We start from the raw sequence: 25,037 nt of genomic DNA on the forward strand, positions 1-25,037 counted from the left end.
TCCTCTCAGGGGGTCCGGACGGCGTCGCTGATCGACTTCACGCCGCCGTGGGCGGTCAGGCCGCCGTCGACGGGGATCTCGGCGCCGGTGACGAACGAGGCGTCGTCGCCGATCAGGAAGGCGACGAGCGGGGCGACCTCGTCGACCGTGCCGGTGCGGCCGAGCGGGGTCTCGGCGACGTTCGCGGCGCGGAAGGCGGGCGCGGCCGACGCGGTCATCGGGGTCTCGATGTAGCCGGGGTGCACGGTGTTCACCCGGATCCCGCGCGGGCCGAGCTCCAGGCACGCGGCCTTGGCGAGCCCGCGCAGGGCCCACTTGCTGGCGGTGTAGGCGGCCGGGTAGTGGCCGGTCAGCGCGGCGACCGAGCCGACGACCACGATCGACCCGCCCGCGGGCATCCGCGGCGTGACGGCCTGGATGCCCAGGAGCGTGCCGGTCACGTTGACCTCGTGCACGCGGGCGAGGTCGGCGGCGTCGAGCTCGGTGAGCCGGGCCCGCCAGGTGATCCCGGCGTTGGCCACCAGCCCGTCGACCCGGTCGAGCCCGGCGGTCAGCGCGGCCCACCCGGCGCCGTCGGTGACGTCGAGCTGCCGGTAGTCCACCCCGGGCAGCTCCTCGGCCGGCTCGGGCTCGAGGTCCACGCCGACCACGGTGGCGCCCCCGGCGGCGAGCAGCCGGGCCTCGGCGGCGCCCTGGCCCTGCCCGGCGCCGGTCACGATCACGACCTTCCCCGCGACCCTCACGACGCCCGCTTCCGGGTCCGCGGCCGGACACGGGCGGGGCGGACGGGCGGCAGATCGACGCCGGCGACGACGGTGTTGCGGATCGTCCCGATCCCCTCGACGGTCATCTCGACGACGTCGCCGGGGCGCAGCGGGGGCGGGTCCTGCGCGCCGCGCCGGCCCCACAGCTCCGCGAGGCACCCGCCGTTGCCGCAGGTCCCGGAGCCGAGGACGTCGCCGGCGCGGACGCGGGTGCCACGGCCCGCGTAGGCGACGAGCTCCTCGAACGGCCAGCCCATGTTGGAGAGCAGGTCCTGGCCGATCTCCACGCCGTTGACCGCGACGCGCATGTCCAGGGCCAGGAAGCCCTCCGCGTCCCGGTAGGGCTCCAGCTCGTCCGCGGTGACCAGCCACGGGCCGAGGGTGGTCGCGGAGTCCTTGCCCTTGGCCGGGCCGAGGTTGACCTTCATCTCGCGGCGCTGCAGGTCGCGGGCGGACCAGTCGTTGAGGATCGTGTAGCCGAAGATCTCCACCTCCTCCGGCGTCGGGGACTCCGCGTCCCGGCCGACGACCGCGGCCACCTCGAGCTCGAAGTCGAACAGCTGCGAGCCCGGGGGGACCGGGACGTCGTCGTGCGCCCCGACCAGTGCGCACGGGTTGGTGAAGTAGAAGGTCGGGGCCTCGTACCACTCCGGTACGACGCCCGCCCCGTCACCGACGGAGGCGACGACGCCCTCGACGTGCTCCTCGAACGCGACGAAGTCCCGCACGGTCGGAGGATCCAGCGGCGGCAGCAGCCGGACCGCGTCGAGCGGGACGCCCGGCCCGGCGAGCGCCGCTGCCCCCGCCTCGCGCGCCGCGGACGACCCGGCGCGGGCGAGGTCGAGGACCGTGGTGCCCGCCGGCAGCGGGTGGACCGTCCCGTCGGCGACGACGCCGGCGCGGACCCTGCCCTCGTGGGCGACGGTGGCGAACCGCATGGCGGCCCCCTCAGACCGGCGGGGCCACGAACAGGCCCTTGTCGACGTCGTTGAACGACCGGGAGGCGACGAACTCGTTCATCGCGTTGGCCGTGCCCCACTGGTCGGACACCTCGGGACGGGTGAAGTCGTAGAGGTGCGGGTGCCAGGTGTCCTCGTCGATCAGTTCCAGCTCCGTCGTGTACTCCACGGTGTTGCCGTGCGGGTCGAGGAAGTAGCTGAAGGTGTTGTTGCCGGCCAGGTGCCGGCCGGGACCCCAGATCTTCTCGACCCCCGCGCGCAGCAGCCGCCCGGTGCCGCGCATGTACTCGTCGATCCCGCGCAGCTCGAACGACGCGTGGTGCAGCGACGGGTGCGGGCCGCGGGCGATGGCCATGCTGTGGTGCCAGGAGTTGATCCGCAGGAACCACATCATCTGGCCCATCCGCGGGTGCATGAGCGTGTCGGACAGGCGGAACCCGAGGTGGCGCTCGTAGAAGGCCCGCGTGCCCTCGGGGTCCGCCGCGTTGACGACCACGTGCGACAGGCGCACGGGGATCGACTCGCCGGCCTCGACGGTGCGGTGCGTGCGGATCGCGACGTCGGCGCTGACCTCGACGGTGCGGCCCTCGCTGTCGAAGAACCGGAACCCGTAGCCGCCGCCGGGGGTGTCGAGCACGCCGGGCTCGCGGACGAGCTGCACGCCGGCGGTGGCCAGGCGGGCGGCGAGGGTGTCGACGTCGGCGGGGGTCGCGGCGCCGAAGGCGATGAGGTCGATGCGCTTGTCGGCGGCCTGCCGCAGCCGCACCACGTACTGCTCGGGCGAGCCCTCGGCCGCGAGGAAGGCGATCCCGGTGTCGGAGTGCTCGGTGGTGAGGCCCCACGCGCCGGTGTAGAAGTCCTGCTGGCGGGCCAGGTCCGGCACGGCGAGGTCGACGTGCCGCAGGTGCGTGATGAGTCGGTCGGTCACTTCTGTCTCCTCAGGCGGGTTCGGTGACGAGCGCGGCGATGCGGCCCATGAGGCCGGGGACGTCGCCCTGCTCGTGGTCGAGCAGCCACTGTCCGAGCTGGACGGAGGCCTCGACGACAGCGGCGGCGCGGGCGTGCCGGCGCGCGGTGAAGGCGGCCCAGAGGTCGTCGTCGAGGGTGTCGGCGGCGAGCAGGAGCTCGGCGAGCACGGCGGCGTCCTCGAGCGCCTGGGCTCCGCCCTGGGCCAGCGTCGGCGGGCAGGAGTGGGCGGCGTCGCCGATCAGGACCACGCGGCCGCGGTTCCACGGCGCGGGCAGCACGTGGGTCTCGAACCAGGTGTAGTTGACCCGGGAGGGGTCGTCGAGCGTGGCGAGGACGTCGTCCCACGGGCCGTGGTATGCCGAGGCCAGCGTCCGCATGGTGGCCAGCCGCTCCTCGGGGGACAGCGCGCTGCGGTCCTGTGCGTCCTCGACGACGTAGGCGTAGAGCGAGTCCTCGCCGGTCGGGCAGTAGCCCGCGATGTAGCAGGGTCCGCCGTAGAACAGGTCGGTGCGGGTCACCGAGGCCGGCCGCGGGCCGAACGCGCGCCAGATGCCCATCCCGGTGGGGCGGGTCTCCAGCTCGACGCCGAGCATCCGCCGGACCGCCGAGCGGATCCCGTCCGCGCCCACCACCAGGTCGTAGCGGGCGGAGGTGCCGTCGGAGAGGTCGACGTCGACGCCGGCACCGTCCTGGCGGAGCCCGGTGGCGGTGATCCCGAAGCGGATCTTGACGCCGGCCTCGCCGGCACGGTCGTGCAGGATCCGGGCGAGGTCCGGGCGCGGCATCCCCAGGGTGGCCGGCAGGTCCGGGCCGCCCGTGCGGGCGTCGGGGATCTCGACCAGCAGGGTCCCCGCGGGGTCGGGGGCGCGCAGGCCGAGGCTGTCGAAACCGAAGCCGCGCGCCTGCACGCGCTCCCAGACGCCGAGGTTCCGCAGCTCGCGCAGGGCGTTGCCCTGCAACGTGATCCCGGAGCCGACGGCGGCGACGTCGGGCGTGATCTCGACCAGGTCAACCGCGACGCCGCGGTCGGCGAGGTGGATCGCGGTCGCGGTGCCGGCGAGGCCGCTGCCGACCACGAGGACGGTGTTGACGGCGGGCATGGGGACTCCTTCGTCCGCGGGGGCTGGGGCGGGGGCTATTTGACGGCGACGGGGGCGACCGGGGCGCCGACCGCGCCGGTCACCGGCAGCGGGTCGGCGGTCAGGAAGAACTCGTAGGTCCCGTCGGCGGCGCAGTCGGCGGCGAGGGCGTCGAGGTCCCACATCTCGCCGAGGAACAGCCCGATGTGGGGGATCGCGACCTGGTGCAGGGGCTGGAAGGCCTCGTCGAACTCGTTGGGCCGGACCTCGAAGCCCCAAGTGTCGGTGGCGATCGCGGCGATCTCGGTGCCGTGCAGCCAGTCCGCCGTGGTGAAGGACAGGCCGGGGGCGGGGCCGCCGGCGTAGTCGCCCCAGCCCTTCCCCTCCGCGATCTCCCGGCGGGCCCGGGCCAGGCGTCCGGTGCGCACCAGCAGCAGGTCACCGTGGCCGACGGTCACGCCGTGCGCCGCGATCGTCTCCTCGAGGTGCTCGACGGTGATCGCGAACCCGTCGGGCAGCTCCCCGCCGGTCCCGATCGCGCGGCCCACGTCGAGCAGCACCCCGCGCCCGGTGATCCGGCCCGACGCGGTCTCGATGCCGGTCACCCGGTCGCCCTCGCTGGTCACGACGTCGCCGGCGCCGCGCCCGTTCCACGCGACGCCGTGGTCGAAGATGTGGCCGAGCCCGTCCCACTGGGTCGAGGCCTGCAGCGGCATGAACACGACGTCGTCCGCCCCGCCGAGGCCGTGCGGGAAGCCCTGGGTGCCGCGCTCGGCCTCCAGGCCGGTGTCGAGCATCGTGTGCACGGGGTTGGTGCGGCGCCGCCAGCCCTTCTGCGGGCCGTCCGCGTCGAAGCGCTGGGCCAGCGCAAAGCTCACGCCCCGGCGGACCAGGGCGGCGCCCTCGCGGCGCTTGGCCTCGTCCAGGAAGTTCAGGGTGCCCAGCACGTCGTCGGCGCCCCAGCGGCCCCAGTTCGAGCAGCGCTTCGCCGCGGCGGCGATGGCCCCCTCGGGATCGGTGCGGTCCAGCATGTCGGTACCTCCTCGAGCGACGCCGTCCACGGTCGGTGATCCGCGCGCATCAGGGAAGACGAAATGGGTGATGCGGGACATCAGTGCGGTGGATACGCTGCCGCCTCGTGAACCTGGCGAGCCTGGACCTCAACCTGCTCGTGACGCTCGACGCGCTGCTCGAGCACCGCAGCGTCAGCCGGGCCGCCGAGCAGATGGGGCTCAGCCAGCCGGCCGTGTCCGCCCAGCTCGCGCGGCTGCGCCGGCACTTCGGCGACGACCTGCTGGCCCGCTTCGGCAACCAGTACCGGCTCACGCCCCTCGCCGTGCAGCTGCGCCACCGGGTGCGCACCGCGCTGTCCGGGGTCGAGCGCGTCTTCGCCGCCGAGCCGGACTTCGACCCCGCCACCACCACGCGCGAGTTCTCGCTGATCATGACCGACTACGGCGTCGCCGTACTCGGTCCCGAGCTGGTGGCGTGCCTGCGGGAGGAGGCGCCCGGCGCCCGCCTGCGGTTCACCGCCAACACCCCGCAGGTGGTCGACAACGTCACACAGACCCTGACCAACGCCGACCTGCTGCTGATGCCGCACGGCTTCGTCGACGCGCTCCCGCACACCGACCTCTACCTCGACGACTGGGTCTGCCTGGTCGCCACCGGCAACCCCGCCGTCGGCGCGGAGCTGACGGTCGAGCAGCTCCGGACTCTGCCGTGGGTCGTCACCTACCACGGCCCCACGGCCTCGACCCCGGCCGTGCGGCAGATGCGGATGCTCGGGATCGAGCCGGACGTCCAGGTCGTCACCGAGAACTTCCTGACCGTCCCGGGCCTGGTCGCGGGCTCCGACCGGGTCGCGCTGCTGCAGCGCCGGCTCGTCGACCGGATCCCCGCGGAGTTCGGGGTGCGCGCGCTGCCCTGCCCCGTCGACGTCGCCCCGCTCGTCGAGGCGATCTGGTGGCACCCCATGTACGACGACGACCCCGAGCACCGGTACCTGCGCGACCTCCTGACCCGCGTGGCGGGGCGCGTGTAGCGCCCATCCACGGGGCTGATAGCGCACTTCGGGAGAAGTGATTTCCGCTCGCGCCGCCGCGTCCCCACACTTCGTCGCAGGTCGCACCGGTGCCGGCGGTGTCGCGACCGTCCACTCCGGAGCAGAGCTCCGCATCGACGACGAGGTCAGGTGCCCCCATGTCCGACAGTCCCGCCCTGAACGCCCCGCCGCCCGGCGCCGCGCCCGACACGGCGCCCGCGCCCGGCGCCCAGCGGGAGGCCGGGCCCCTGCAGCTGGCCCTGCTGCTCGCCGGCAGCTGCCTGTCCGTGCTCGGGGCCGTGCTCATCGCCCCGGTGCTGCCGCAGATGACGCAGGCCTTCGCCGGGACGCCCGGCGTCGACGTCCTGGTCCCGGTGGTGCTCACCGCCCCCGCGCTGCTGATCGGGCTGACCGCCCCGTTCGCGGGGGTGGTGGTGGACCGGATCGACCGCAAGCGCCTGCTGCTGGTCGCGATGCTCGCCTACGCCGTGTTCGGTACCGCCCCGCTCTACCTGGACTCGCTCGGCGCGATCCTGGCGAGCCGGGTGCTGGTCGGGCTGTGCGAGGGCGCGATCATGACCTGCTGCACCACGCTGATCGGCGACTACTGGTCCGGTGCCCGGCGGGCGCGGTACCTGGGCCTGCAGACGCTGGTGGCCACGCTGTCCGCCACGGTCTTCCTCGCCCTCGGCGGCGTGCTCGGCGCCGCCGGATGGCGGACGCCGTTCTGGCTCTATGCCGTGGCCGCGCTGCTCGCCGTGCCGATGGCGCTCGCGATCTGGCAGCCCGCGCGGCCCGCCACCGCCTCCGGGACCCGGACGCCGCTGCCCTGGCGGCAGCTGCTCGTGCCGTGCGTGGTCACGCTGTTCGGCGGGATCGTGTTCTACGCCCTGATCGTGGAGCTGTCGTTCGTGCTGGCCGGCGTGGGGATCACCGCCACCGGCACCATCGGCGCGATCAGCGCGGTCATGTCGCTCGCCACCGCCGCCGGCGCGGTCGTGTTCGGCCGGCTGTCGGGCCGGACACCTCGGGCGCTGCTGCCGATCGAGTTCGGGCTCTCGGCCGTCGGCCTGCTGCTCGTCTTCGCGACGACGTCGCCGGTCGTGATCACGGTCGGAGCCGTCCTCACCGGTCTCGGCACCGGCATGTTGCTGCCGACGCTGCTGACCTGGGCGGTCAACCGGCTCAACTTCGACCAGCGCGGCCGCGGCACCGGGCTCTGGACCGGCGCGCTGTTCCTCGGCGAGTTCCTCTGCCCGCTCATCCTCGCCGCGGTCGGCGCCGGGGTCGGCGGGCTGCAGGCCGCGCTGGCCGTGCTCGGCCTCGCCTCCGGGGTGGTCGGGGTGCTGGCCGCGCTGCTCCTGCGCCGTCACGACCAGCCGCTCGACCTCACCCGGGACTGAGCCGGCCGGGGGCTCACCCCTCGGCGGGGACCGGGCCGAGCCGCAGTCCCGACACCCGGCCGTCCGTGAACTCGGCCTCGGCCTGCCCGAACGCCGCCGGCCCGTCGTGCATCCGCAGTCTCCACGTGGCCCGGTCACCGGCCACCTGCTTGCGGGTGGGGTCGATGGCGAACGTGCCGTCGAGCAGCGCGGGGATGTGTCCGCGCAGGGACACGTCGGCACGGTCCCGGAACGGGGCGACGGACACCAGCCGGGCCTCCTCGGTGGTGGCGGCGCGGACGGCGTCGGCGTCCCGGGCGTCGACGGCGTGCTCGAAGGCGAGCGCGGCGAGGAAGCGGTCCGCCTGCTCCCGGCCCTTCGCCTGCAGGCCGTCGAGGAACAGGACGTCGCGGTTGAGCTTCGACGCCGAGCCGATCAGGCGGGGCAGGACGGTCGACGGCATCTCGATGATCCGGACCGTCGTGTGGATGTAGCCGCGGTCCGGGAGCAGGTCGCCGTCGGCGAGCATCCGGTCGATCGTCTCGATGAACCCGAGCTCCTGGTGCAGCGAGAGGTTGCCGGCCAGCCCGTTGCGCCGGTCGCCGATCTCGATCAGGGTCCGCGGCTCCCGGTCGATGGCCGGCGCGTTGATCTGGACGACCCACAGCTCGTCCGGCCGGGTGGCCAGCAGGTCGCGCACCGGCGGGTTCTGCGAGAACAGCCCGTCCCAGTACGTGCCGCCGTGGGTCCGCACGGCGCGGAACAGGGTGGGGATCGCGGCCGAGGCGATCACCGCGTCGGCGGTGATGCGGTCCTGGCGGCTGTTGAACGCGCGGAAGCGGCCGGAGAGGACGTCGACGGCGCCGAGCAGCAGCATCGGGTCCTCGCCCGCGCTGTCGACGGTCAGCGCGTCGAAGTCGACGTGCCGCGCGAGCAAGGCCCGGAACTGGTCCGTCCCGCCGAGCGCGCTCGGGATCGCGTAGGGGCTGATCCCGGGGACCAGCCCGAGCCCCTGCAGCACTCCCGCGGTGACCATGCCGACGTTCTGCAGGCGCGCGATCGGGGAGCGCGCCGAGTTGTCGCGCCAGAACTCCTCCAGCAGCGTGGCCGCCCGCTCCCGGTCGCCGTCCCGCAGCCCGACCCAGGCCAGCAGGGCGCAGATCGCCCCGCCCGAGGTGCCGGACAGCCCGACGATCTCGTGGTCGCGCAGCGCGTCGGCGCGCAGCAGGCGGGCGAGCACGCCGGCGGTGAAGGCCGTGTGGCTCCCTCCGCCCTGGCAGGCGAGCGCGATGCGGCGGGGTCGGCCTCCGGTCATGGGACCCGTTCCTACCGCCCTCCCGCGGACGGCGGAAGGCAGTGAGAAGCTGCCGGGACGCAGCTCACGCGCGCCCACTGTGTGGAACCCGCGGTGCTCCTGCTCCGAACGGCGGCGGGCCCCGGAGCCGCCCGGCCGATCCTGCGGAGCGGCCCGGTCACGGACCGCGCCCGGCCGGGACGCGGGAGTCAACTGGAAGGCCGGCTGGAAGGTCCGACCGTGGTCGGCCGGCCGCACCCCGTGCCACCGTGTCCGCGGTGACAGGGGGAGGTCATGCACCTGACGGTCCAGCTTCTCCGCACCGCCGACGGGCGACTGGGGGGCATCGTGACGACAGACTCCGGCCGGGAACTCGCGTTCTCCGGCACGCTCGACCTGCTCCGGATCCTCGAGGACCTCGAACCGCCCGGCGACCCGTTCCCGGACGACGGCGCGGCGCCGCGGCGGACCCGGTGAGCGCGGCGGCCCCGGCGGGCGAGGCGGCCCCGTCGGCGTCGTCGGGCACGGGGCCCTCGGCGCGGATCGCGGCGATCAGCGGGATCGTGTTCGCGGTCCTGTTCGTCGTGGCCCTGGTCCTGGTGCACCGCGCCCCGACGCTCGCCGACCCCGACTCGGCGTACGCGGGGTTCTACGCCAACGGCGGCGACCAGCTGTTCGTGGCCGTCGGGCTCTACCTCGTCCCGTTCGCGGGTATCGCGTTCCTCTGGCACATGACCGCGATGCGCGCCGTGCTGGACACCCTGACCCCGGCGCCGTCGACGATGGCGCACGGGCTGAACCTGCTGGCCGGGGCCATCTTCGTGACGCTCCTGTTCGCCGGCACCGCCGCGGTCGGCGCGGTCGCGTTCGGCGTCTACTTCGGCCATACACCCGCCGAGGACCCCCAGACCGCGCGGGCGCTCACCGGCGTCGGCTACGGCCTCGTGTTCATCTTCGGGGTGCGCGGGGCCGGCATGTTCGCGCTGACCACCACGACCCTGCTGCGCAACGCGAAGGTGCTCCCGGTCGTCCCGGCCGTGATCGCATACCTGCTCGCCGCGTTCCTGCTGCTCGCCGTGACCAGCAACCCCGCCGCCGTCCTCGTCTTCCCGGCGTGGGTCGTGCTGATCTCGATCTTCCTGCTGCGTCACGCCCGTCGCGCGGCGGCGCCCGCACCGGCGCCCGCACCGGCGCCCGCACCGGCGCCCGCACCCGCGCCCGACCCGGCACCCCCCGGCACCGCCGCGCCCCTCGACGACACCGCCCGCCCGAGCCTCAGGAGCGACCAGCCATGACCGCCTCCGTCACGCCCGCCACGCCCGCCCCGTCGAGGACGCTGGACGACATCCCCGGTCCGAAGGGCGTGCCCCTCATCGGCAACATGTTCGAGATCCACCAGGCCACGCTGATCCAGGACCTCATCAAGGTCGTGCGCGAGTGGGGGCCGATGGTCAAGCTCACCACCCCGACCGGGCCGATCTACGTCGCGTCCGGCCTGGAGATGGTGAACGACCTGTGCGACGACACCCGCTTCGACAAGCTCGTCGGGCTCAGCCAGCGGGAGTTCCGCAAGACGCACAAGAGCGCCGGGCTGTTCACCGCCGACACCGACGACCCGCTGTGGAAGTCGGCGCACGACATCCTGCTGCCCAGCTTCAGCACCTGGGCGATGAAGGGCTACCTCGACCCGATGATCGACATCGCCGAGCAGCTGTGCCTCAAGTGGGAGCGGCTGAACCCCGACGAGCCGATCGACGTCACCGCGGACATGACGCGGCTGACCCTCGACACGATCGCCCTGTGCGGGTTCAGCTACCGCTTCAACTCCTTCTACCGCGAGGGCCAGCACCCGTTCGTCGAGGCGATGATGGGGGCGCTGCACGAGACCCAGGCCCGGCAACGGCTGCTCCCGGCCGCGATCAAGCTGCGCCGCGGGGCCCAGCGGCAGCTGGAGGCGGACAGCAGGTACATGGACGACACGGTGGGCCGGATCCTCGCGGAGCGGAAGGCCTCGGGCGACCCGGGAACCGACCTGCTGGGGCACATGCTCGTCGGCACCGACAAGCAGGGGAACCGCCTGCCCGACCACAACATCGTCGCCCAGTGCGTGACGTTCCTGGTCGCGGGCCACGAGACGACCAGCGGGCTGCTGTCCTTCGCGATCGCCTACCTGCTCAAGCACCCGGAGGTCGTCGCGCGGGCCCATGAGGAGGTCGACCGCGTGCTGGGCACCGACCCGTCGGTGCCGCCGACCGTGGCGCAGGTCCAGCAGCTGGGGTACGTCCGGCAGATCCTCGACGAGACGCTGCGGCTGTGGCCGACCGCGCCCGCGTTCACCCGCCAGGCCCGGGAGCGGACCACGGTGGGCGGGTGGGGGCCCTTCGAGCCCGGGCAGGCCGTCGTCGCCCTGACGCCGATGCTGCACCGGCTGACCGGGGTGTGGGGGCCCGACGCGGAGGAGTTCAACCCGGACCACGTCGCGACCGAGCGTCTCGACGCCCTGCCGCCCAACGCGTTCCGCCCGTTCGGGTCGGGCCAGCGGGCCTGCATCGGGCGGCAGTTCGCGCTGCAGGAGGCCACGCTGGTGCTCGGCATGGTCCTGCAGCGCTTCGAGCTGGTCGACCACGCGGACTACCAGCTGAAGATCAAGGAGTCGCTGACCCTCAAGCCCGAGGGGCTGACGATCACCATTCGCCCGCGCGGCGGCCGGACCTGGGGCACGACGCCGCGGCAGGCGGAGGCCGTGACGATCCCGCGGTCCCCGGCCCTCGCCGTCGCGCCGGCCGACCGGCACGGCACCCCGCTGCTGGTGCTGTTCGGGTCGAACCTCGGGGCGTCGGAGGACCTCGCCTCGCGGATCGCGCGGGACGCGACCGACCGGGGCTACACCGCGCGCACCGCGGGGCTGGACGACGCGGTGGGGGAGCTGCCCACCGAGGGCGCGGTCGTGGTCGTCACCTCGTCGTACAACGGGCAGCCGCCGGACAACGCGGGGAAGTTCTGCACGTGGGCCGACGACACCGCCACCTCGGCGGAGGGCGTGCGCTACACGGTCTTCGGCTGCGGCAACCGCGACTGGGCCGCGACCTACCAGGCGGTGCCCACCCGGGTCGACGCCGCGCTCGAGGCCCGCGGCGCGACGCGCGTCTACCCGCGGGGGGAGGGTGACGCCCGCGGCGACTTCGACGGGCAGTTCGAGGCCTGGTACGCCGGGCTGTGGGACGCCCTGGGCTCCGCCCTCGGTCTGGAGGCCGGGGCGACGGCGATGGCCGGGGGCGGTCCGCGGCTGGCCGTGGAGCTCGAGCAGCGCCGCACCGCCAGCCCGATCCTGCAGTCCTACCGCGGCCAGGCGGCGACGGTCCGGGTGAACCGCGAGCTCACGGCCCGCGCCGGGACCCCGGGCGGACGCTCGGTGCGGCACCTGGAGATCGCGCTGCCCACCGGGACGACCTACGCCGCCGGCGACCACCTCGGGGTGCTGCCGCGCAACGCGATGTCGGTGGTCAACCGCGTGATCGCGCGCTTCGGCCTCGACGGCGGCCAGTACGCCACGCTCACCGCGACCGGCGCCACCCCGACCCACCTGCCGATCGGCGAGCCCTACCCGCTGCTCGGCATCCTGGCGGGCTCCGTCGAGCTGCAGGACGTCGCGAGCCGCGCGGGCCTGGCGGCGATGGCGGCGCACATGCCGGAGGGCGCGGCCCGCGACGAGCTCGCCGACCTCGCCGGGACGGACGACGAGGCGAAGGCCCGCTACCGGGAGCGGATCGCCGTCCCGCGGCGCACGCTGCTCGACCTGCTCGAGGAGCACCCGGAGTGCGACCTGCCGTTCGCGGAGTACCTCGACCTCCTGCCGCCGCTGCGCCCGCGCTACTACTCGATCTCGTCGTCGCCGTCGATGAGCGCCGAGGCCGCGGTGACCGTCGGCGTGCTCGAGGCGCCGGCGCGCCGGGGGGACGGCTCGACGTTCCGCGGCGTCTGCTCCGGGCACCTCGGCGACGTGCCCGAGGGCGGCACCGTGTTCACGTTCGTCCGGCAGCCGAGCATCGCCTTCCGGCCGCCGGAGAACCCGCACGTGCCGATGATCATGGTCGGGGCCGGCACCGGGATGGCCCCGTTCCGCGGGTTCCTGCAGGAGCGGCAGGCGCTGCGGGCCCGCGGCGTCCCGATCGCCACGTCCCTGCTGTTCCTCGGCTGCCGGGACCCGGAGGACGACCTGCTCTACGCCGACGAGCTGAAGGCCTACGAGGCCGACGGGGTCGCGACCCTGATCCCGGCCTTCTCCCGGGTCAAGGGCTACGCACACCGCTACGTCCAGCACGCCCTCGAGGCGTCGGCCGACCAGGTGTGGGAGGCCCTGCAGCACGACGGCGTGGTCTTCGTCTGCGGCAACGCCTCGACCATGGCCCCGGGCGTCCGGGCGGCCCTCGTCGCGGTGTTCCGCGCCAAGACCGGCGCCGGCGAGTCCGACGGCGAGGCGTGGCTCGCCGGGCTGCGGGCGAGCGACCGCTACCTCGAGGACATCTGGGGCGAGACGGCGGTGGTGTAGGGGCTCACCCGTCGAGCACCGTCCGCAGGGTCGCGGCGAACTCGTCCGGCTTGCCGGCGTAGCCGAACTCGCCGTCGAGGAAGCCGCCGTGGTGGCTGGGGAAGACGACCGGCCGCCCGCCGAGCAGGGCGGCGGTCGCCTCCGCGGTGCGCGCGGTGAGGGTGCCCGCCGACTCCTCGCCGACGGCGATCACGACGCGGGTGGGCGCGGCGGCCAGCGCGGCGACGTCCGGGCGGTAGCTGCTGACCGCCCACGACCGGTCGGAGAGCAGGGGGTCGTCGCGCGAGCCGTCGTCGCCGGCCGGCATCCCGAACTGCGCGGGATCGGGCGCCGGGCGGGCGAGGAACTCCTCGGTGAACTCACCCTGCCACGAGGTCATCGCGACGAACGCGGCCATGCCGGCACCCCAGCCCTTCGCCTCGTAGACGTCCCGGACGGCGGCCCGGGCGCGCTCGGCGGCCCCGGCGTCGGGCAGCACGGAGAGGATCGGCGGCTCGTGCGCGACGAGGGTGGTCACGTCGCCGGGGTGCGCCGCGACCAGGGCGAGCGCGGTGACGGCACCGCGCTGCTGGCGAACAGGTCGACGGGGCCGGCGCCCAGGTGCTCGACGAGCGCGTGGACGTCCGCGGCCTGGGCCTCCGGGGTCTGGTCGACCCGGCCGTCCTTGCGGACGCTGCGGCCCAGGCCCCGCGGGTCGTAGGTGACGACCGTCCGGTCGGGGAAGCGGGCGGCGAGCGCCCGGAACCCGCCGGCGTCCATCGGCTGGCCGATCAGCAGCAGCGGCGGGCGGCCGTCGGCGGTCGGCAGCGGTCCCTCGACGTCGTACGCGAGGTCGACCTCGGGTGTCTCCAGCACGTGACTCGGCATGCCCGATGGACCGCCCCGCGGCCCGGAACTCATCGGCCCGCGGGGCGGCGCCGGCTCAGCCGAAGGTGAAGACGTAGGCCTGGGCGCCTGCGTCGACGAAGGTGATCTCCACGGTGCGGTCGGCCACCGGGCCGTCCTGGCGGACCAGCTGGTACAGTCGGTCCTCCACGACGGTGCCGTCGCCGCGCCCGTCGACGTCGAGCCCGGCGGAGCCGTCCGGCGGCCGCCCGTCGATCCGCACCCGGAAACGCACCGGCCCGCCCGTCCGGGAGCCCAGCACGAGGTTGAGGTCCCGCCCGTGGAAGCGGTGCACGATCCGCCCGCCGGGCTCGCCGAGGGTCGCGGTCTGGCTCCCCACCGTCCAGTCGCCCGCGAGGGCCCACTGGTTGAGCGCGAGCCGCGGCGGCTCGGCGTAGACCCGGCCGCGGTCGGGGTCGACGCCGCCGGGGGAGGCGAAGCCGGCGGCCCGCGCGTAGCCGACGTAGGTCTCGGGCGACCCGAGCCCGTCCCAGTCGGCGGCGCGGAACACGCCGTCGGGCTCGACGGCCACGAGGTCGTCGTCGACGTCGTCGTGCCCGGCCTCGGCGAGCAGCTGCTGGATCACCCGCTCCGACCGCTCGTAGTCCTCCTCGCCGAAGTGGTGGTGGCGGATGCGTCCGGCGGCGTCGGCGAAGTAGAGGGCGGGCCAGTAGGCGTTCTCGAAGGCACGCCACACCACGAAGTCGTTGTCGACCGCGACCGGGTGCTCGACGCCCAGCCCGTCGAGGGCGGCCCGGATCTTCGCCAGGTCGTGCTCGAACGGGAACTCCGGCGAGTGCGCGCCGATCAGGACCAGTCCGGCGTCGCGGTACTTCGCGGCCCACGCCCGGACGTAGGGCACCGTGCGCAGCCAGTTGATGCAGGAAAAGGTGCAGAACTGGACCACGACGACCCGGCCGCGCAGCCCGGCCGGAGTCAGCGGGGCGGAGTTCAGCCAGGCCGTGGCGCCGGCGAGCTCCGGGAGCTCGCCCTCGACGGGCAGCTCCGCCGTCGCGGTCACCGCAGCGACCTGAAGGTCGCCCGGACCTCCGCCGCGAACGTCTGCGGCTGCTCCCAGGCGGCGAAATGGCCCCCTTCGTCGACCTCGTTGAAGTGGACGAGTTTCGGGTACGCCCGCTCCGCCCAGCTCCGCGGGGCCGGGTAGAGCTCGTCGGGGAAGACGGTCACGCCGACCGGGATGTCGACACCCCGGGCGTCGAAGAAGGCCCCCGTGTTCTCCCAGTAGAGCCGCGCGGAGGAGATCGCGGTGTTGGTCAGCCAGTAGTGGGTGACGTTGTCGAGGACGTCGTCGCGGGACAGGCCGCCGGGCCGGCCGGCGAAGGCGCGCGCGATGAGCTCGTAGCTGCGGACGTCGTGGTCGATCATCCACGCCGCGAGGCCGACGGGGGAGTCCACGATGCCGTAGAGGGTCTGCGGCCGGTTGGCCATCTCGATGGCGTACCCGACGCCGGTCCTGAAGAAGTCGGCCAGCGTCTCGTACGCCGTCCGCTCGGCGGCGGAGAGCCCGGCCGGAGGCGGGTCGCCGAGCTGGAGGGCCTTCGAGACGTCGGCGGGAACCGTCGCCGGCATGTTGGTGTGGATGCCGAGCAGGCCGGGCGGCTTCAACAAGGCCATCCGCTCCGTGACGGCGTTGCCCCAGTCGCCGCCCTGCGCGACGTACCGCGGGTAGCCGAGCCGGCTCATCAGCTCGACCCAGGCGCGGGCGATGCGGACGGGGTCCCAGCCGGTCTCGGTCGGTTTCCCCGAGAACCCGTACCCGGGCAGTGACGGGATGACGAGATGGAACGCGTCCGCGGCGCTCGCGCCGTGCTCCGTGGGCCGGGTGAGCGGGTCGATGATCTTCAGCTGCTCGACCGTCGAGCCCGGCCAGCCGTGCGTGACGAGCAGCGGCAAGGCGTCCTCGTGCTCGGAGCGGACGTGGACGAAGTGGATGTCGACGCCGTCGATCTCGGTGACGAAATGGGGGAGGGCCGCGAACCGCTCCTCGAACCGCCGCCAGTCGTACTCCGTCGACCAGTAGTCGGCGAGCGCCTGCATCGTCTCGAGCCGCACCCCCTGGGAGGCGTCGGGTTCCCGGTCGGGCCACTTCGTCGCTGCGACACGTCTGCGCAGGTCGGTGAGCTGCTCCTCGGGGACGTCGATCGTGAACGGGCGGATCGCGTCCCCGCCGGTCGTCGGGACTGTGGCTCCCATGGGCTCGCTCCAGGCGTGGTCGTCGGCTGTGGTCGGCACCGGTCCTGCACCGGTCCGGCACCGGTCCGGCACCGGTCCGGCGCTGTGCCGGGCCGGCGCTGTGCCGGGCCGGCCGGTCGGCGGTGGGCCGCGGGAGCCGCGTCGGGCTCCCGAGGCGGCGACCAATGCTCCGGACCTGAGGGCGGGAGCCATCACCTCACGGAGGTGAACCGGCCGGACGTGATCCGCCCGGTGGTGATGTCCCCGGTGGTGAGGGAGAGGGCGCCTGCCGCGAGGCCGGAGGGGCGGGCATCGAGGCAGGCGCCGCGTTCGACCGTCGCGGCTGCGCGAGGGGCGCCGCCGGCACGCGCGGCGACGGGATGGCACTCCCGGCGGGCGACGCGTGAACGGGACCGCGAGGTCCGGGGGACCGTATCCCGGCCGGCAGGGCGATCCAACCCCGAGGTCGACGAGAAAGTCGAAAAGGCGACAGACGGGTCAGGGCGAGCTGAGCCACCGGTGCCAGTTGCTTCCATCGCGCAACCCAGGTCGGGTTCATGTCACGTTGACTCATCTGAACAGTTGCACAGATAATGCATCCGGCTGCCCGATCCGGGTGGCCCGGACGGGATCGAGGTGACGACCGGATGCCACGACGGCGGGTGGCGCGGCTGGTGGCGGCGGTGGCCGGGGCGGTCGTGCTGGCGGCGTGCGGCGGGCAGGGCGGCGGGACCGGTGCGGCCGGGGCGGACGGCGAGCTGGCCGTCGCGCTGCAGTTCCCGCCCCGCGCCGCGTACGCGTTCGACGCCGACGACGGCGCCCGGCTGCAGAGCCTCGGTGTGGCCGAGACGTTGACGACGGTCGACGACGCGGTCCAGCCCGCTCCGGGGCTTGCCACCTCGTGGGAGCAGACCGCCGACCCGCGGACCTGGCGGTTCGTGCTGCGGAAGGGCGTCACGTTCCACGACGGCAGCCCGCTGACCCCGGACGCCGTCGTCACGGCGCTCGGCCACATCGCCGAGGCCACGGCGCCGCCCCGGTCGATCCGCGGGATCGGGTTCGAGATCGCCGCGGACGGCGCGGACGCCGTCCGGATCACGACGGCGGAGCCGGACCCGGTGGTGCCGCTGCGGATGAGCAGCGGGAACCTGGGCATTCTCGCGCCCGCCGCGTACGCCGGGGAGGGGCAGCCGAGCGTGATCCGGACGGGCACCGGCCCGTACGTGCTGGAGACGGTGAACGGCACCGACTCCGCGGTCCTGGTGCGCAACGAGGACTACTGGGGCCCGAAGGCCGGTACCGCCCGGGTGACCGTGCGGTACGTGACCGATCCGCAGAGCCGGGCCCTGGCCCTGCAGTCCGGCGACGTCCAGTTCGCCGAGGGCCTCCCCACCGCCTCGCTCGACCAGCTGCGCTCGGCCGGCGTCGACGTCGCGGAGTACCCGGGCGCGCGGACGATCGAGCTGCTGCTCAACCAGTCCGCGGCGCCCTTCTCGGACCTGCGGGTGCGGCAGGCCGTGACGACGGCGATCGACCGGCCGGTGCTGGCCGCGCAGGTGCTGGGGGGCGCGGCGGCGCCGGCGGCGGACCTGTTCGGTGCGGCGGTGCCGTGGGGCGGGACCGCCCCGCCGCCGGGTGCCGACGTCGACGCGGCGAAGGTCCTGCTCGCCGAGGCCGGGTACGGCCCCGAGCGGCCGCTGCAGGTGCGGCTGTGGACCTTCCCGAACCGCCCGGAGATGCCCGTCCTGGCGGGGGCGATCCAGTCGATGCTGGCCCGGGCCGGGATCGGGGTGGAGGTGACCGTCGGGGACTACGCCGCACAGGAGCCGGACGTGCTCGCCGGGCGGTTCGACATGTTCCTCAACTCGCGCAGCTACCTGTCCGACTACGCCGACGCGACCAGCACCCTGACCTCGGACTACACGTGCGGCGGCAGCTACAACATCGACCACTACTGCTCGCCGGCCTACGACGCGCTGATCGACCGGCTGCCGACCGTCACCGACACGGCCGAGCGCCAGCGCCTGTTCGCCGAGGCCGCCCGGATGCTGACCGCCGACGCCGTCGGGGTGATGGTCGTGCACCCGCTCAACACCGCCGGCTCGCGCGGGGTGAGCGGCTTCGTGCCGGACCCGCTCGGGGTGCGGCCGGTCCTGCCGCCGCTGTCGCGCACCGACACCTGAGTGCTCGGCCCGCTGTTGCGGCGGCTGCTGCCGCTCCCGCTGGTCCTGCTGGCCGCGTCGGTCGTGGCCTTCGCGCTTCCCCGGCTGATCGGCGGCGACGTCACCCGGACCGTGCTCCGCGCCCGGGTCGCCTCCGACGCGCCGGAGCCCGAGGTGGCGGCCCGGGTCACGGCGGAGCTCGGGCTCGACGGCCCGGTCGTCGGGCAGTACCTGCGGTGGCTGGGCGCCGTGCTGCGGGGCGACCTCGGGATCGGGTACGTCGCCCGCACCTCCGTGATCGACCAGCTCGGGTCGACGATCGCGGTGTCGGGGCTGCTCACCGGCGCCGCGCTGGGGCTCGCGGCGGTGCTGGGGATCCCGGCCGGTGTGTACGCCGCGCGGCGTCCCGGTGGCCTGCTCGACCGCGGCCTGTCCACCGCGGGCATCGCGGGGATCGCCGTGCCGGAGTTCGTCCTGGCGCCGTGGCTGGTCCTGGTGTTCGCGGTGGGCGCCGGCGTGCTCCCGGCGATCGGCTGGGGCGGTCCGGAGCACCTGGTGCTCCCCGTGCTCACGCTCGCGGCCTACCCGGCCGCGCTGGCGGCACAGCTCGTGCGGGCCGAGACGATCGACGTACTCGGCCGCGACCACGTCCGCCTGGCGCGGGCGAAGGGGTTGCCGGAGCGCCGGGTGCTCTGGCGGCACGCCGCCCGGCTCGCGCTGACCTCGGTGACCTCGCTGTCCGGGATGTTCGTGGCGGGGCTCCTCGGCGGGGCGGTGGTGGTGGAGACCGTGTTCGGCATCCCCGGGGTGGGCCGGCTGCTGCTCGACGCCGTTCTGGCCCGGGACCTGCCGGTGGTGCAGGCCGGCATGCTCGTCCTCGTCGCGGTGGCGGTGGTCGCCGGAACGGTCGCCGAGGTCGCGCAGCTCGCCCTCGACCCGGTCGCCCACGACCGGGAGGCCGACCGGTGAGGTGGGTCGTCGGTGCCGCGGCCGGGATCGTGCTCCTGGCCGGCCCCGGGCCCCTGCTGCTGCCCGACCCGGTGGCGACGGACTTCGCGGCCATCCTCCGCCCGCCGTCGACGACGCACCTGCTGGGCACCGACCAGCTCGGCCGCGACGTCGCCGCGCGGCTCCTCGTCGGGGGCCGGCTCACGCTCGGTCTCTCGGCGGGCGTCGTCGTGGTCACCGGGGCCATCGGGGTCGCGGTCGGGCTGACGTGCGGGTACGCAGGCGGACGGGCGGGACGGGCCGTGCTGCGCCTGACCGATCTGCTCGCCGCGCTCCCGACCGTGCTGTTCGGGCTGCTCGCCGCGGTCGTTCTCGGACCCGGCCCGGGCTCGTTGCTGGTCGCGGTGGTCGTCGTCGGGTGGACCCCGTTCGCGCGCCAGGCCTACCAGCTCACCGTGCGCGAGGTCGGGCAGGGCTACGTCGAGGGCGCGGCCGCGCTCGGGGCAGGGCGGGCCCGCGTGCTCGGCGGGCACGTGCTGCGCAACATCGCCGGCCCGCTCGTCGCCCACGCCTGCGTCCGCTTCGCCGGGACGCTGCTCACCGTCTCGGGGCTGTCCTTTCTCGGGCTGGGCATCCAGCCGCCGACACCGGAGTGGGGCGCAATGGTCGCCGAGGGGCGGGAGTTCCTCTTCGCCGCCCCGCACGTCGTGCTGGCCCCGTCGGTGGCCGTCGTCCTCGTCGCGGCGCTCGCGCTCGTCGTCGGGCGGGGTCTCGAGAACCCGGCCGGGCGTCGTTCGTGGACCGCACGTCGCGGTTCTTCCCTGCCGTCATCAGAATGAGGTACGGAAATGGGGCGACGGACGGCCGTGCGGACCCCGGTGCTAATGTCGCGCTGTGAATGCGGCCGTCGTCAGGTCCGTCGGCGGTCTGCTGATGACGGCGATTTCCGTCTTTCCGCTCCGTGGCCGGCGCCGCGTCGCGACGGTCGAGGTCGTCGGTCTCGATATCCGCTGGGAAGAGGAATTCGGCAGGGCCTTCCCGTCGGAACCCGATCCCCGTGGACCCGCCGAGCACCGTGAATTCCGGCTGCACCTCACCCTGACCCTGCGGAACACTGCGGACCGTCCCCGGAGGATCACCGGGCTGCGGGTCACCTGCCCGGCGAGCGCGCTCCTGCTGCTCTACGAGCTGCCGCGGGTTCCCGGGGCGGCGGGACCGGCAGCCGCGCCGCAGATCGAGCCGATCCGGGCTGGTCAGGGGGTCGACGTCGGGGCGGGGGCCCTCCCGCATCCCCGCGAGGAACCGACCTTCGATCTCCGCGTGGACGTCGCCGACGAGATTCCCGGCCACGCCGTCGCGCGGGTGCCGATGGTCCTCGCACTCCCGGCCTTCGCGATCCGCCGCGACCACGGCCCGTACCCGTTGTCCGTCCTCCAGCTGGAACTCGAACTCGGCCCCGCCGTGCTGCCCCTCGGGTCGGTTCTCGCCGCACCCGCCGGACCGATGCTCGACGGCGCGCTGGAGAAGGAGGCGGAAAGTGTCCTGCGCACGGAAATCCGTCACGCACTCGCGCAGGAATCTCCTGGGGACGACGTCGTCGAATTCGCGGCCTCACTGAACCGCCGGCTCTTCGACTGGGTCGCGCAGCGCCGGCGCACCGTCGAGACGACCCTCGCCGAGTTGTTCGAATTCGGCCCGTTCCACGCCGTCGCGGACCAGCCGCTCACCGGTTGCGTCGAGCAGCTCGACCAGTACGTCGAGGGGATCGACAAGCGCCAGACCGAGCTGCGGACCCGGCTGTTCGACCGCCGTTCCTAGCTAGCCCTAGGGAGGGCTCCTGCGACCGCAGCTCGACAGAGGAGCAAGTGGCCGCCACTTGGGTGCGGGTGGGATTGGCAACGCGACACGACACCTCGCCCGTCGCCGTGTCGGTCGGACACCAGCTTCGGCGGACGCCACTTCGAGCAGGCCAGCATTTCGCTGGTAGTCGCCCATCATCCGCTTGTCCCTGCGCGCAGGCGCAGCGATCTGCACATTCCGGGATCGGCCAGGTCGGAGTCGTGGGCGCCGCTACCGGCTGCGGTTAGCTTGGCGGTAGGCGCGTGGCGTGGTCCCGAAGCGGGCCGCGAACTCTCGGCTGAAGAACGAGGCGTTGGCGAAGCCGTAGTGGGCGGCGACCTGGTTGATGGGGGTGTCGTGCCAGCTCGGTGAGCGCAGCGCTCGCCGACAGGCCTGGAGCCGTCGTTCCTTGATCCAGTTGGCCAGGGTGAGGTCGTGTCGCGCGAATGCACGGTGCAGAGTCCGGGTGGAGACGAACAGTTCACCGGCGATGCGTGTAGCTCCGAGCCGCGGGTCGGTGAGGTTGTCCTCGACGAACTCCTGGACCTGCTGGAAGAGCCCCTGGTCCGCGTTCGCCCCGCTGCCCGCGTCCGGCTCCGGCTCGGAGGCCGCGATCACGGCCAGCTCGGCGATCTCGCCGGCGAGCCGTACGGCGTTCGGAGGGGACAGGGCCGGAGCGTCGGCCACGGTGAGCCTGTGCAGCATCGGGGCGACCAGGGACCCGATGGCCGAGGAGCGCGGGACGGCGCGGGCGGTCAGCCGTTGCAGTTCCGCGTCGGTGACCGGGAGGCCGCCGCGCGGCCAGGTGTAGACCCGCATGTCCCAGGCGCCGTCGAGACTCCAGGTGAAGGGGCGGGTGGTGTCGTAGACGGCGAATCCGCCGTCGCGGACCGCGCAGCGCCTGCCGTCCTGCTCGAGATGGCCGACGCCGTGTTCGATCATGCCGACGGCCAGCAGCTCCGAGTCGGCGGCCGCCGCCTGCGGGCAGGTACGGCGGAACGTCTGGGGTGCCGACCGGACGGTCGCTGCCTGCAACTGCCCCAGTCGACGTGACCGGACCGCACCTCGAAGACCTGTGCCGCTGTGCGGGGTGATGGACAGCTCGACGAATCGAGCCCTGATCAGCTCGGCCCAGTCTGCGAGCGAGACGGCGCTCTCCTCGGTGACGTCGCCTGCGGCCCTGATGTCCACTCCCCGAGAGTACGAGTTCCCGTGTCTCACGGCACTCCTGATCCTGGCGGACGGCCCGCTGAACACCTGGGTGGCACGGGGCGACAAGTCTGTGGCGGCGAGGGAACACCACGCCTCGCGGGACTCTCCTAGCGTGCTGCTCGTCACATCGGCGCCCTAGCGCGAGCCGGCTGTCAGGACGCCACAGATCCGATGCACCACACAGGACCCGGACCGATTCGCGGGCCGGGCGGACACTAGCTTGAAGGAGAGTCGGATGACCTCGGTCGCCGAGCACAAGGTTCACGGCGGGACCCAGAACCCTGCTCCGCAGGACTGGTCCCCGTTCGAGTGGGAGGAGCCCCGGCTGGGCAAGCAGGTCCATGGCGAGGTCGCGATCTTCCGCGCGAACGGCACGAGCGGTTCTCTGCAGGCCGGCTTCTGGCGCACCGGCCCGACGTCGCCGGGTGCCAATCCGGACGGGTCGCACAGTCTCGTCTACTCCTCTCCGCTCGGCGACGAGCTCGCCGCGGTGATCGAGGGTTCCGCCACCGTGACCGTGAACGCGACCGGTGAGCGGTTCGAGCTCGTCCCGGGATCCATCCTCAGCCACCCGAAGGGCCTCGAGGTCACCTGGGAGATCCGTTCGCCGTACTTCAAGAAGTACTGGGTGATCTGGAACGGCAGCCAGGCCACCCCGAACCCGCCGCAGAACCTGACGGTGCACACCGTCAACGACAACCCGGAGGAGTGGGTCGACTACCACTTCACTGAGCCTGCGGAGGGGCCGCAGGTCGCGGGCGAGCTGTTCTTCATCAGCGAGGGTGGGTCGAGTGGGACGTTCCTGAGCGGGATCTGGCGGTCGGGCAAGGGCATCGCCGGTACCGACGTCACCCCGGACGGCACCCTCACCACCCCGTACACCGGAACGCTGGGCGACGAGACGATCCTGTTGCTGGCCGGTGAGGTCGAGGTTCGCGAGACCGAGACCGGCCGGGTGACCAACTACGGAGCAGGCGACGTCATCGGCCTGAACTCCGGTCAGCACATCACCTGGATCTCGAAGGGCCCGTTCACCAAGAAGCTCTGGGTGATCACCAAGGACCAGCTGCCCGAGTGATTCCCAGCGCGCCGGGAGCGCCGACGAGAGTCGGCGCCCCCGCCGTCTGCCCGCTGCCGTCTCAGCGCACACTCCCCCCGAAAGGCTCAGCACATGACGATCGCCGCTGATCCCGTTCTGCACAGCTCCGTCCGCGACTTCCTGTCCCGCTCCGGCAAGCTCCTGATCGGGGGCGAGTGGGTCGACGCGGCCTCGGGCCGCACATTCCCCACCTACGACCCGGCCACGGGCGAGAAGCTGACCGAGGTTGCCCACGCAGAGGCCGAGGACGTCCACCGCGCGGTGCAGGCCGCCCGTGCGGCCTTCGAGGACAGCGCCTGGTCGCGGATCAAGCCCAATCAGCGCGAGCGGCTGATCTGGCGGATCGGTGACCTGCTCTCCGAGCGTGCCGAGGTGTTCGGGCAGCTGGAAGCCCTGGACAACGGCAAGTCCGCCGGCATCGCCCAGGTCGTCGACGTCGGCTGGTCCGCCGACGTCTTCCGCTACTATGCCGGCTGGGCGACCAAGATCGAGGGCAGCACGGTCAACGTGTCCATGCCCTTCGCCCCCGAGGGCGCGCAGTTCCACGCCTACACCCTGCGCGAACCCGTCGGAGTGTGCGGCCAGATCATCCCCTGGAACTTCCCGCTGCTCATGGCCGCGTGGAAGATCGCTCCGGCGCTCGCCGCGGGCAACACCGTGGTGCTCAAGCCCGCCGAGCAGACCCCGCTGACGGCGCTGCTGCTCGGCGAGCTGTTCGAAGAGGCCGGGTTCCCGCCCGGCGTGGTGAACATCGTCACCGGGTTCGGCGACGCCGGCGCCGCGGTCGCCGCGCACGACGGCGTCGACAAAGTCGCCTTCACCGGTTCCACCGAGGTCGGCAAGCTCATCGTCGACGCCGCCAAGGGCAACCTGAAGAAGGTGAGCCTGGAACTGGGCGGCAAGAGCCCGAACGTCGTGTTCGCCGACGCCGACCTCGACATCGCCGTGCCCGGCTCGCTCAACGCCTGGCTGTTCAACCACGGCCAGGCCTGCACCGCAGGCACCCGCCTCTACGTCGAGGACGCGATCTTCGAGGAGTTCACCCAGGCCGTCGCCGACGCCGCCGCCCAGGTCAAGATCGGTCCCGGCCTCGATCCCGCGACCCAGCTCGGGCCGCTGGTGTCGCAGGAGCAGTTCGACCGCGTCTCCCGCTACCTTGCCGAGGGACTGGCGGACGGCGCTCGCGCCCTGACCGGCGGCAAGCGCTGGGGCGACGAAGGCTACTTCATCGAGCCCACCGTGTTCGTGGACGTCGAGCCGCGGTTCAGCATCGTCCGCGAGGAGATCTTCGGGCCCGTCGTCGCCGCTCTGCCGTTCAACGCCGAGCAGGGCGTCGCCGCTGCCGCCAACGACAGCGACTACGGCCTCGCCGCCGGCATCTGGACCCGGGACATCTCCAAGGCCCACCGCACCGCGCGCGAGCTCAACGCCGGATCGGTGTGGATCAACCAGTACAACGGCTTCGACACCGCCTTACCGTTCGGCGGGTTCAAGCAGTCCGGCTGGGGACGCGAGCTCGGCGCTGAGGTCATCAGCCTCTACACCCAGACCAAGACCGTCAACGTCGCTCTCTGAACGCGACCGCGGCGGGGGGGGCGGGGGGGGGGGGGGGGGGGGGGGCGCGCCGCGCTGGGGGGTTCCCAACCGTTCTGAGGTGTG

At 73.6% G+C, this 25,037-nt stretch carries 20 protein-coding genes and 1 pseudogene; 11 read left to right on the forward strand and 10 right to left on the reverse strand.

The window, feature by feature from the left end:
* Positions 1–5: 5 nt before the first annotated feature.
* The 5 genes from AB0B41_RS19000 to AB0B41_RS19020 are packed head-to-tail and all read right to left on the reverse strand — an operon-like array spanning position 6 to position 4,802.
* Positions 6–743, reverse strand: coding sequence for an SDR family NAD(P)-dependent oxidoreductase (locus tag AB0B41_RS19000; RefSeq protein ID WP_358204864.1), 738 nt, complete (start codon positions 741–743; stop codon positions 6–8).
* A complete protein-coding gene (locus AB0B41_RS19005; RefSeq protein ID WP_358204866.1) occupies positions 740–1,702 on the reverse strand; it encodes a fumarylacetoacetate hydrolase family protein in 963 nt (320 codons plus the stop codon). The genes AB0B41_RS19000 and AB0B41_RS19005 overlap by 4 nt, the downstream gene beginning before the upstream one ends.
* Positions 1,703–1,712: 10 nt before the next feature.
* Positions 1,713–2,651 (reverse strand): VOC family protein, encoded by a 939-nt coding sequence (locus AB0B41_RS19010; RefSeq protein ID WP_358204868.1) that lies wholly within the window; start codon positions 2,649–2,651, stop codon positions 1,713–1,715.
* Positions 2,652–2,661: 10 nt separating this feature from the next.
* On the reverse strand, positions 2,662–3,792 hold the full coding sequence (locus tag AB0B41_RS19015; protein ID WP_358204870.1) for an FAD-dependent monooxygenase: 1,131 nt from the start codon (positions 3,790–3,792) through the stop codon (positions 2,662–2,664).
* A 35-nt stretch (positions 3,793–3,827) separates the two neighbouring features.
* Positions 3,828–4,802, reverse strand: a complete 975-nt coding sequence (locus tag AB0B41_RS19020) for a cyclase family protein (RefSeq protein ID WP_358204872.1) — start codon at positions 4,800–4,802, stop codon at positions 3,828–3,830.
* 107 nt (positions 4,803–4,909) lie between these two features.
* Here AB0B41_RS19020 and AB0B41_RS19025 point away from each other — a divergent pair, with 107 nt between their 5' ends.
* A complete protein-coding gene (locus AB0B41_RS19025; RefSeq protein ID WP_358204874.1) occupies positions 4,910–5,815 on the forward strand; it encodes a LysR family transcriptional regulator in 906 nt (301 codons plus the stop codon).
* A gap of 158 nt (positions 5,816–5,973) precedes the next feature.
* Positions 5,974–7,218, forward strand: a complete 1,245-nt coding sequence (locus AB0B41_RS19030; protein ID WP_358204877.1) for an MFS transporter — start codon at positions 5,974–5,976, stop codon at positions 7,216–7,218.
* A gap of 13 nt (positions 7,219–7,231) precedes the next feature.
* Here the strand turns inward: AB0B41_RS19030 and AB0B41_RS19035 are convergent, their stop codons facing one another.
* Complete coding sequence (locus AB0B41_RS19035; protein WP_358204879.1) at positions 7,232–8,512, reverse strand: patatin-like phospholipase family protein; 1,281 nt, start codon at positions 8,510–8,512, stop codon at positions 7,232–7,234.
* A 273-nt stretch (positions 8,513–8,785) separates the two neighbouring features.
* Here AB0B41_RS19035 and AB0B41_RS19040 point away from each other — a divergent pair, with 273 nt between their 5' ends.
* From AB0B41_RS19040 to AB0B41_RS19050, 3 genes are read left to right on the forward strand one after another with little or no spacing between them, the layout of a single operon-like run.
* Positions 8,786–8,968 carry a hypothetical protein gene (locus AB0B41_RS19040; protein ID WP_358204882.1) on the forward strand — a complete coding sequence of 61 codons (183 nt, stop codon included), beginning with the start codon at positions 8,786–8,788 and terminating at the stop codon, positions 8,966–8,968.
* Entirely contained in the window at positions 8,965–9,786 is an 822-nt protein-coding gene (locus tag AB0B41_RS19045; RefSeq protein WP_358204884.1) for a hypothetical protein, read from the forward strand. The genes AB0B41_RS19040 and AB0B41_RS19045 overlap by 4 nt, the downstream gene beginning before the upstream one ends.
* Positions 9,783–13,040 (forward strand): cytochrome P450, encoded by a 3,258-nt coding sequence (locus tag AB0B41_RS19050; protein ID WP_358204887.1) that lies wholly within the window; start codon positions 9,783–9,785, stop codon positions 13,038–13,040. Before AB0B41_RS19045 ends, AB0B41_RS19050 begins: the two co-directional genes overlap by 4 nt.
* Before the next feature lie 4 nt (positions 13,041–13,044).
* On the opposite strand, the pseudogene AB0B41_RS19055 reads toward AB0B41_RS19050, so the two are convergent.
* The 3 genes and pseudogenes from AB0B41_RS19055 to AB0B41_RS19065 all read right to left on the reverse strand — a co-directional run bounded on the left by AB0B41_RS19055 (position 13,045) and on the right by AB0B41_RS19065 (position 16,139).
* Positions 13,045–13,907 (reverse strand): annotated as a pseudogene (locus AB0B41_RS19055) (alpha/beta hydrolase).
* A gap of 55 nt (positions 13,908–13,962) precedes the next feature.
* Complete coding sequence (locus AB0B41_RS19060; protein ID WP_358204889.1) at positions 13,963–14,946, reverse strand: hypothetical protein; 984 nt, start codon at positions 14,944–14,946, stop codon at positions 13,963–13,965.
* Positions 14,943–16,139, reverse strand: a complete 1,197-nt coding sequence (locus tag AB0B41_RS19065; RefSeq protein ID WP_358204891.1) for an epoxide hydrolase family protein — start codon at positions 16,137–16,139, stop codon at positions 14,943–14,945. Before AB0B41_RS19065 ends, AB0B41_RS19060 begins: the two co-directional genes overlap by 4 nt.
* A 626-nt stretch (positions 16,140–16,765) precedes the next feature.
* Here AB0B41_RS19065 and AB0B41_RS19070 point away from each other — a divergent pair.
* From AB0B41_RS19070 to AB0B41_RS19085, 4 genes are all read left to right on the forward strand, one after another.
* A complete protein-coding gene (locus AB0B41_RS19070; protein WP_358204894.1) occupies positions 16,766–18,301 on the forward strand; it encodes an ABC transporter substrate-binding protein in 1,536 nt (511 codons plus the stop codon).
* The gene (locus AB0B41_RS19075; protein WP_358204896.1) at positions 18,302–19,249 is read left to right on the forward strand and encodes an ABC transporter permease; all 948 of its coding nucleotides are present in this window, start codon (positions 18,302–18,304) and stop codon (positions 19,247–19,249) included.
* Positions 19,246–20,067, forward strand: a complete 822-nt coding sequence (locus tag AB0B41_RS19080; RefSeq protein ID WP_358204897.1) for an ABC transporter permease — start codon at positions 19,246–19,248, stop codon at positions 20,065–20,067. Before AB0B41_RS19075 ends, AB0B41_RS19080 begins: the two co-directional genes overlap by 4 nt.
* A gap of 94 nt (positions 20,068–20,161) precedes the next feature.
* Complete coding sequence (locus AB0B41_RS19085; RefSeq protein ID WP_358204899.1) at positions 20,162–21,046, forward strand: hypothetical protein; 885 nt, start codon at positions 20,162–20,164, stop codon at positions 21,044–21,046.
* Between the two features lie 252 nt (positions 21,047–21,298).
* On the opposite strand, the gene AB0B41_RS19090 is transcribed toward AB0B41_RS19085, so the two are convergent.
* The gene (locus AB0B41_RS19090; RefSeq protein WP_358204901.1) at positions 21,299–22,258 is read right to left on the reverse strand and encodes a helix-turn-helix domain-containing protein; all 960 of its coding nucleotides are present in this window, start codon (positions 22,256–22,258) and stop codon (positions 21,299–21,301) included.
* A 256-nt stretch (positions 22,259–22,514) separates the two neighbouring features.
* Between AB0B41_RS19090 and AB0B41_RS19095 the strand changes: the two genes are divergently transcribed.
* Positions 22,515–23,357 (forward strand): cupin domain-containing protein, encoded by an 843-nt coding sequence (locus AB0B41_RS19095; protein WP_358204904.1) that lies wholly within the window; start codon positions 22,515–22,517, stop codon positions 23,355–23,357.
* A gap of 93 nt (positions 23,358–23,450) precedes the next feature.
* The gene (locus AB0B41_RS19100; protein ID WP_358204906.1) at positions 23,451–24,953 is read left to right on the forward strand and encodes an aldehyde dehydrogenase family protein; all 1,503 of its coding nucleotides are present in this window, start codon (positions 23,451–23,453) and stop codon (positions 24,951–24,953) included.
* Positions 24,954–25,037 lie beyond the last annotated feature (84 nt).

Origin of the sequence: Pseudonocardia sp. NPDC049154 (assembly GCF_040648315.1) — a bacterium.
In the GTDB taxonomy this organism is placed as follows: domain Bacteria; phylum Actinomycetota; class Actinomycetes; order Mycobacteriales; family Pseudonocardiaceae; genus Pseudonocardia.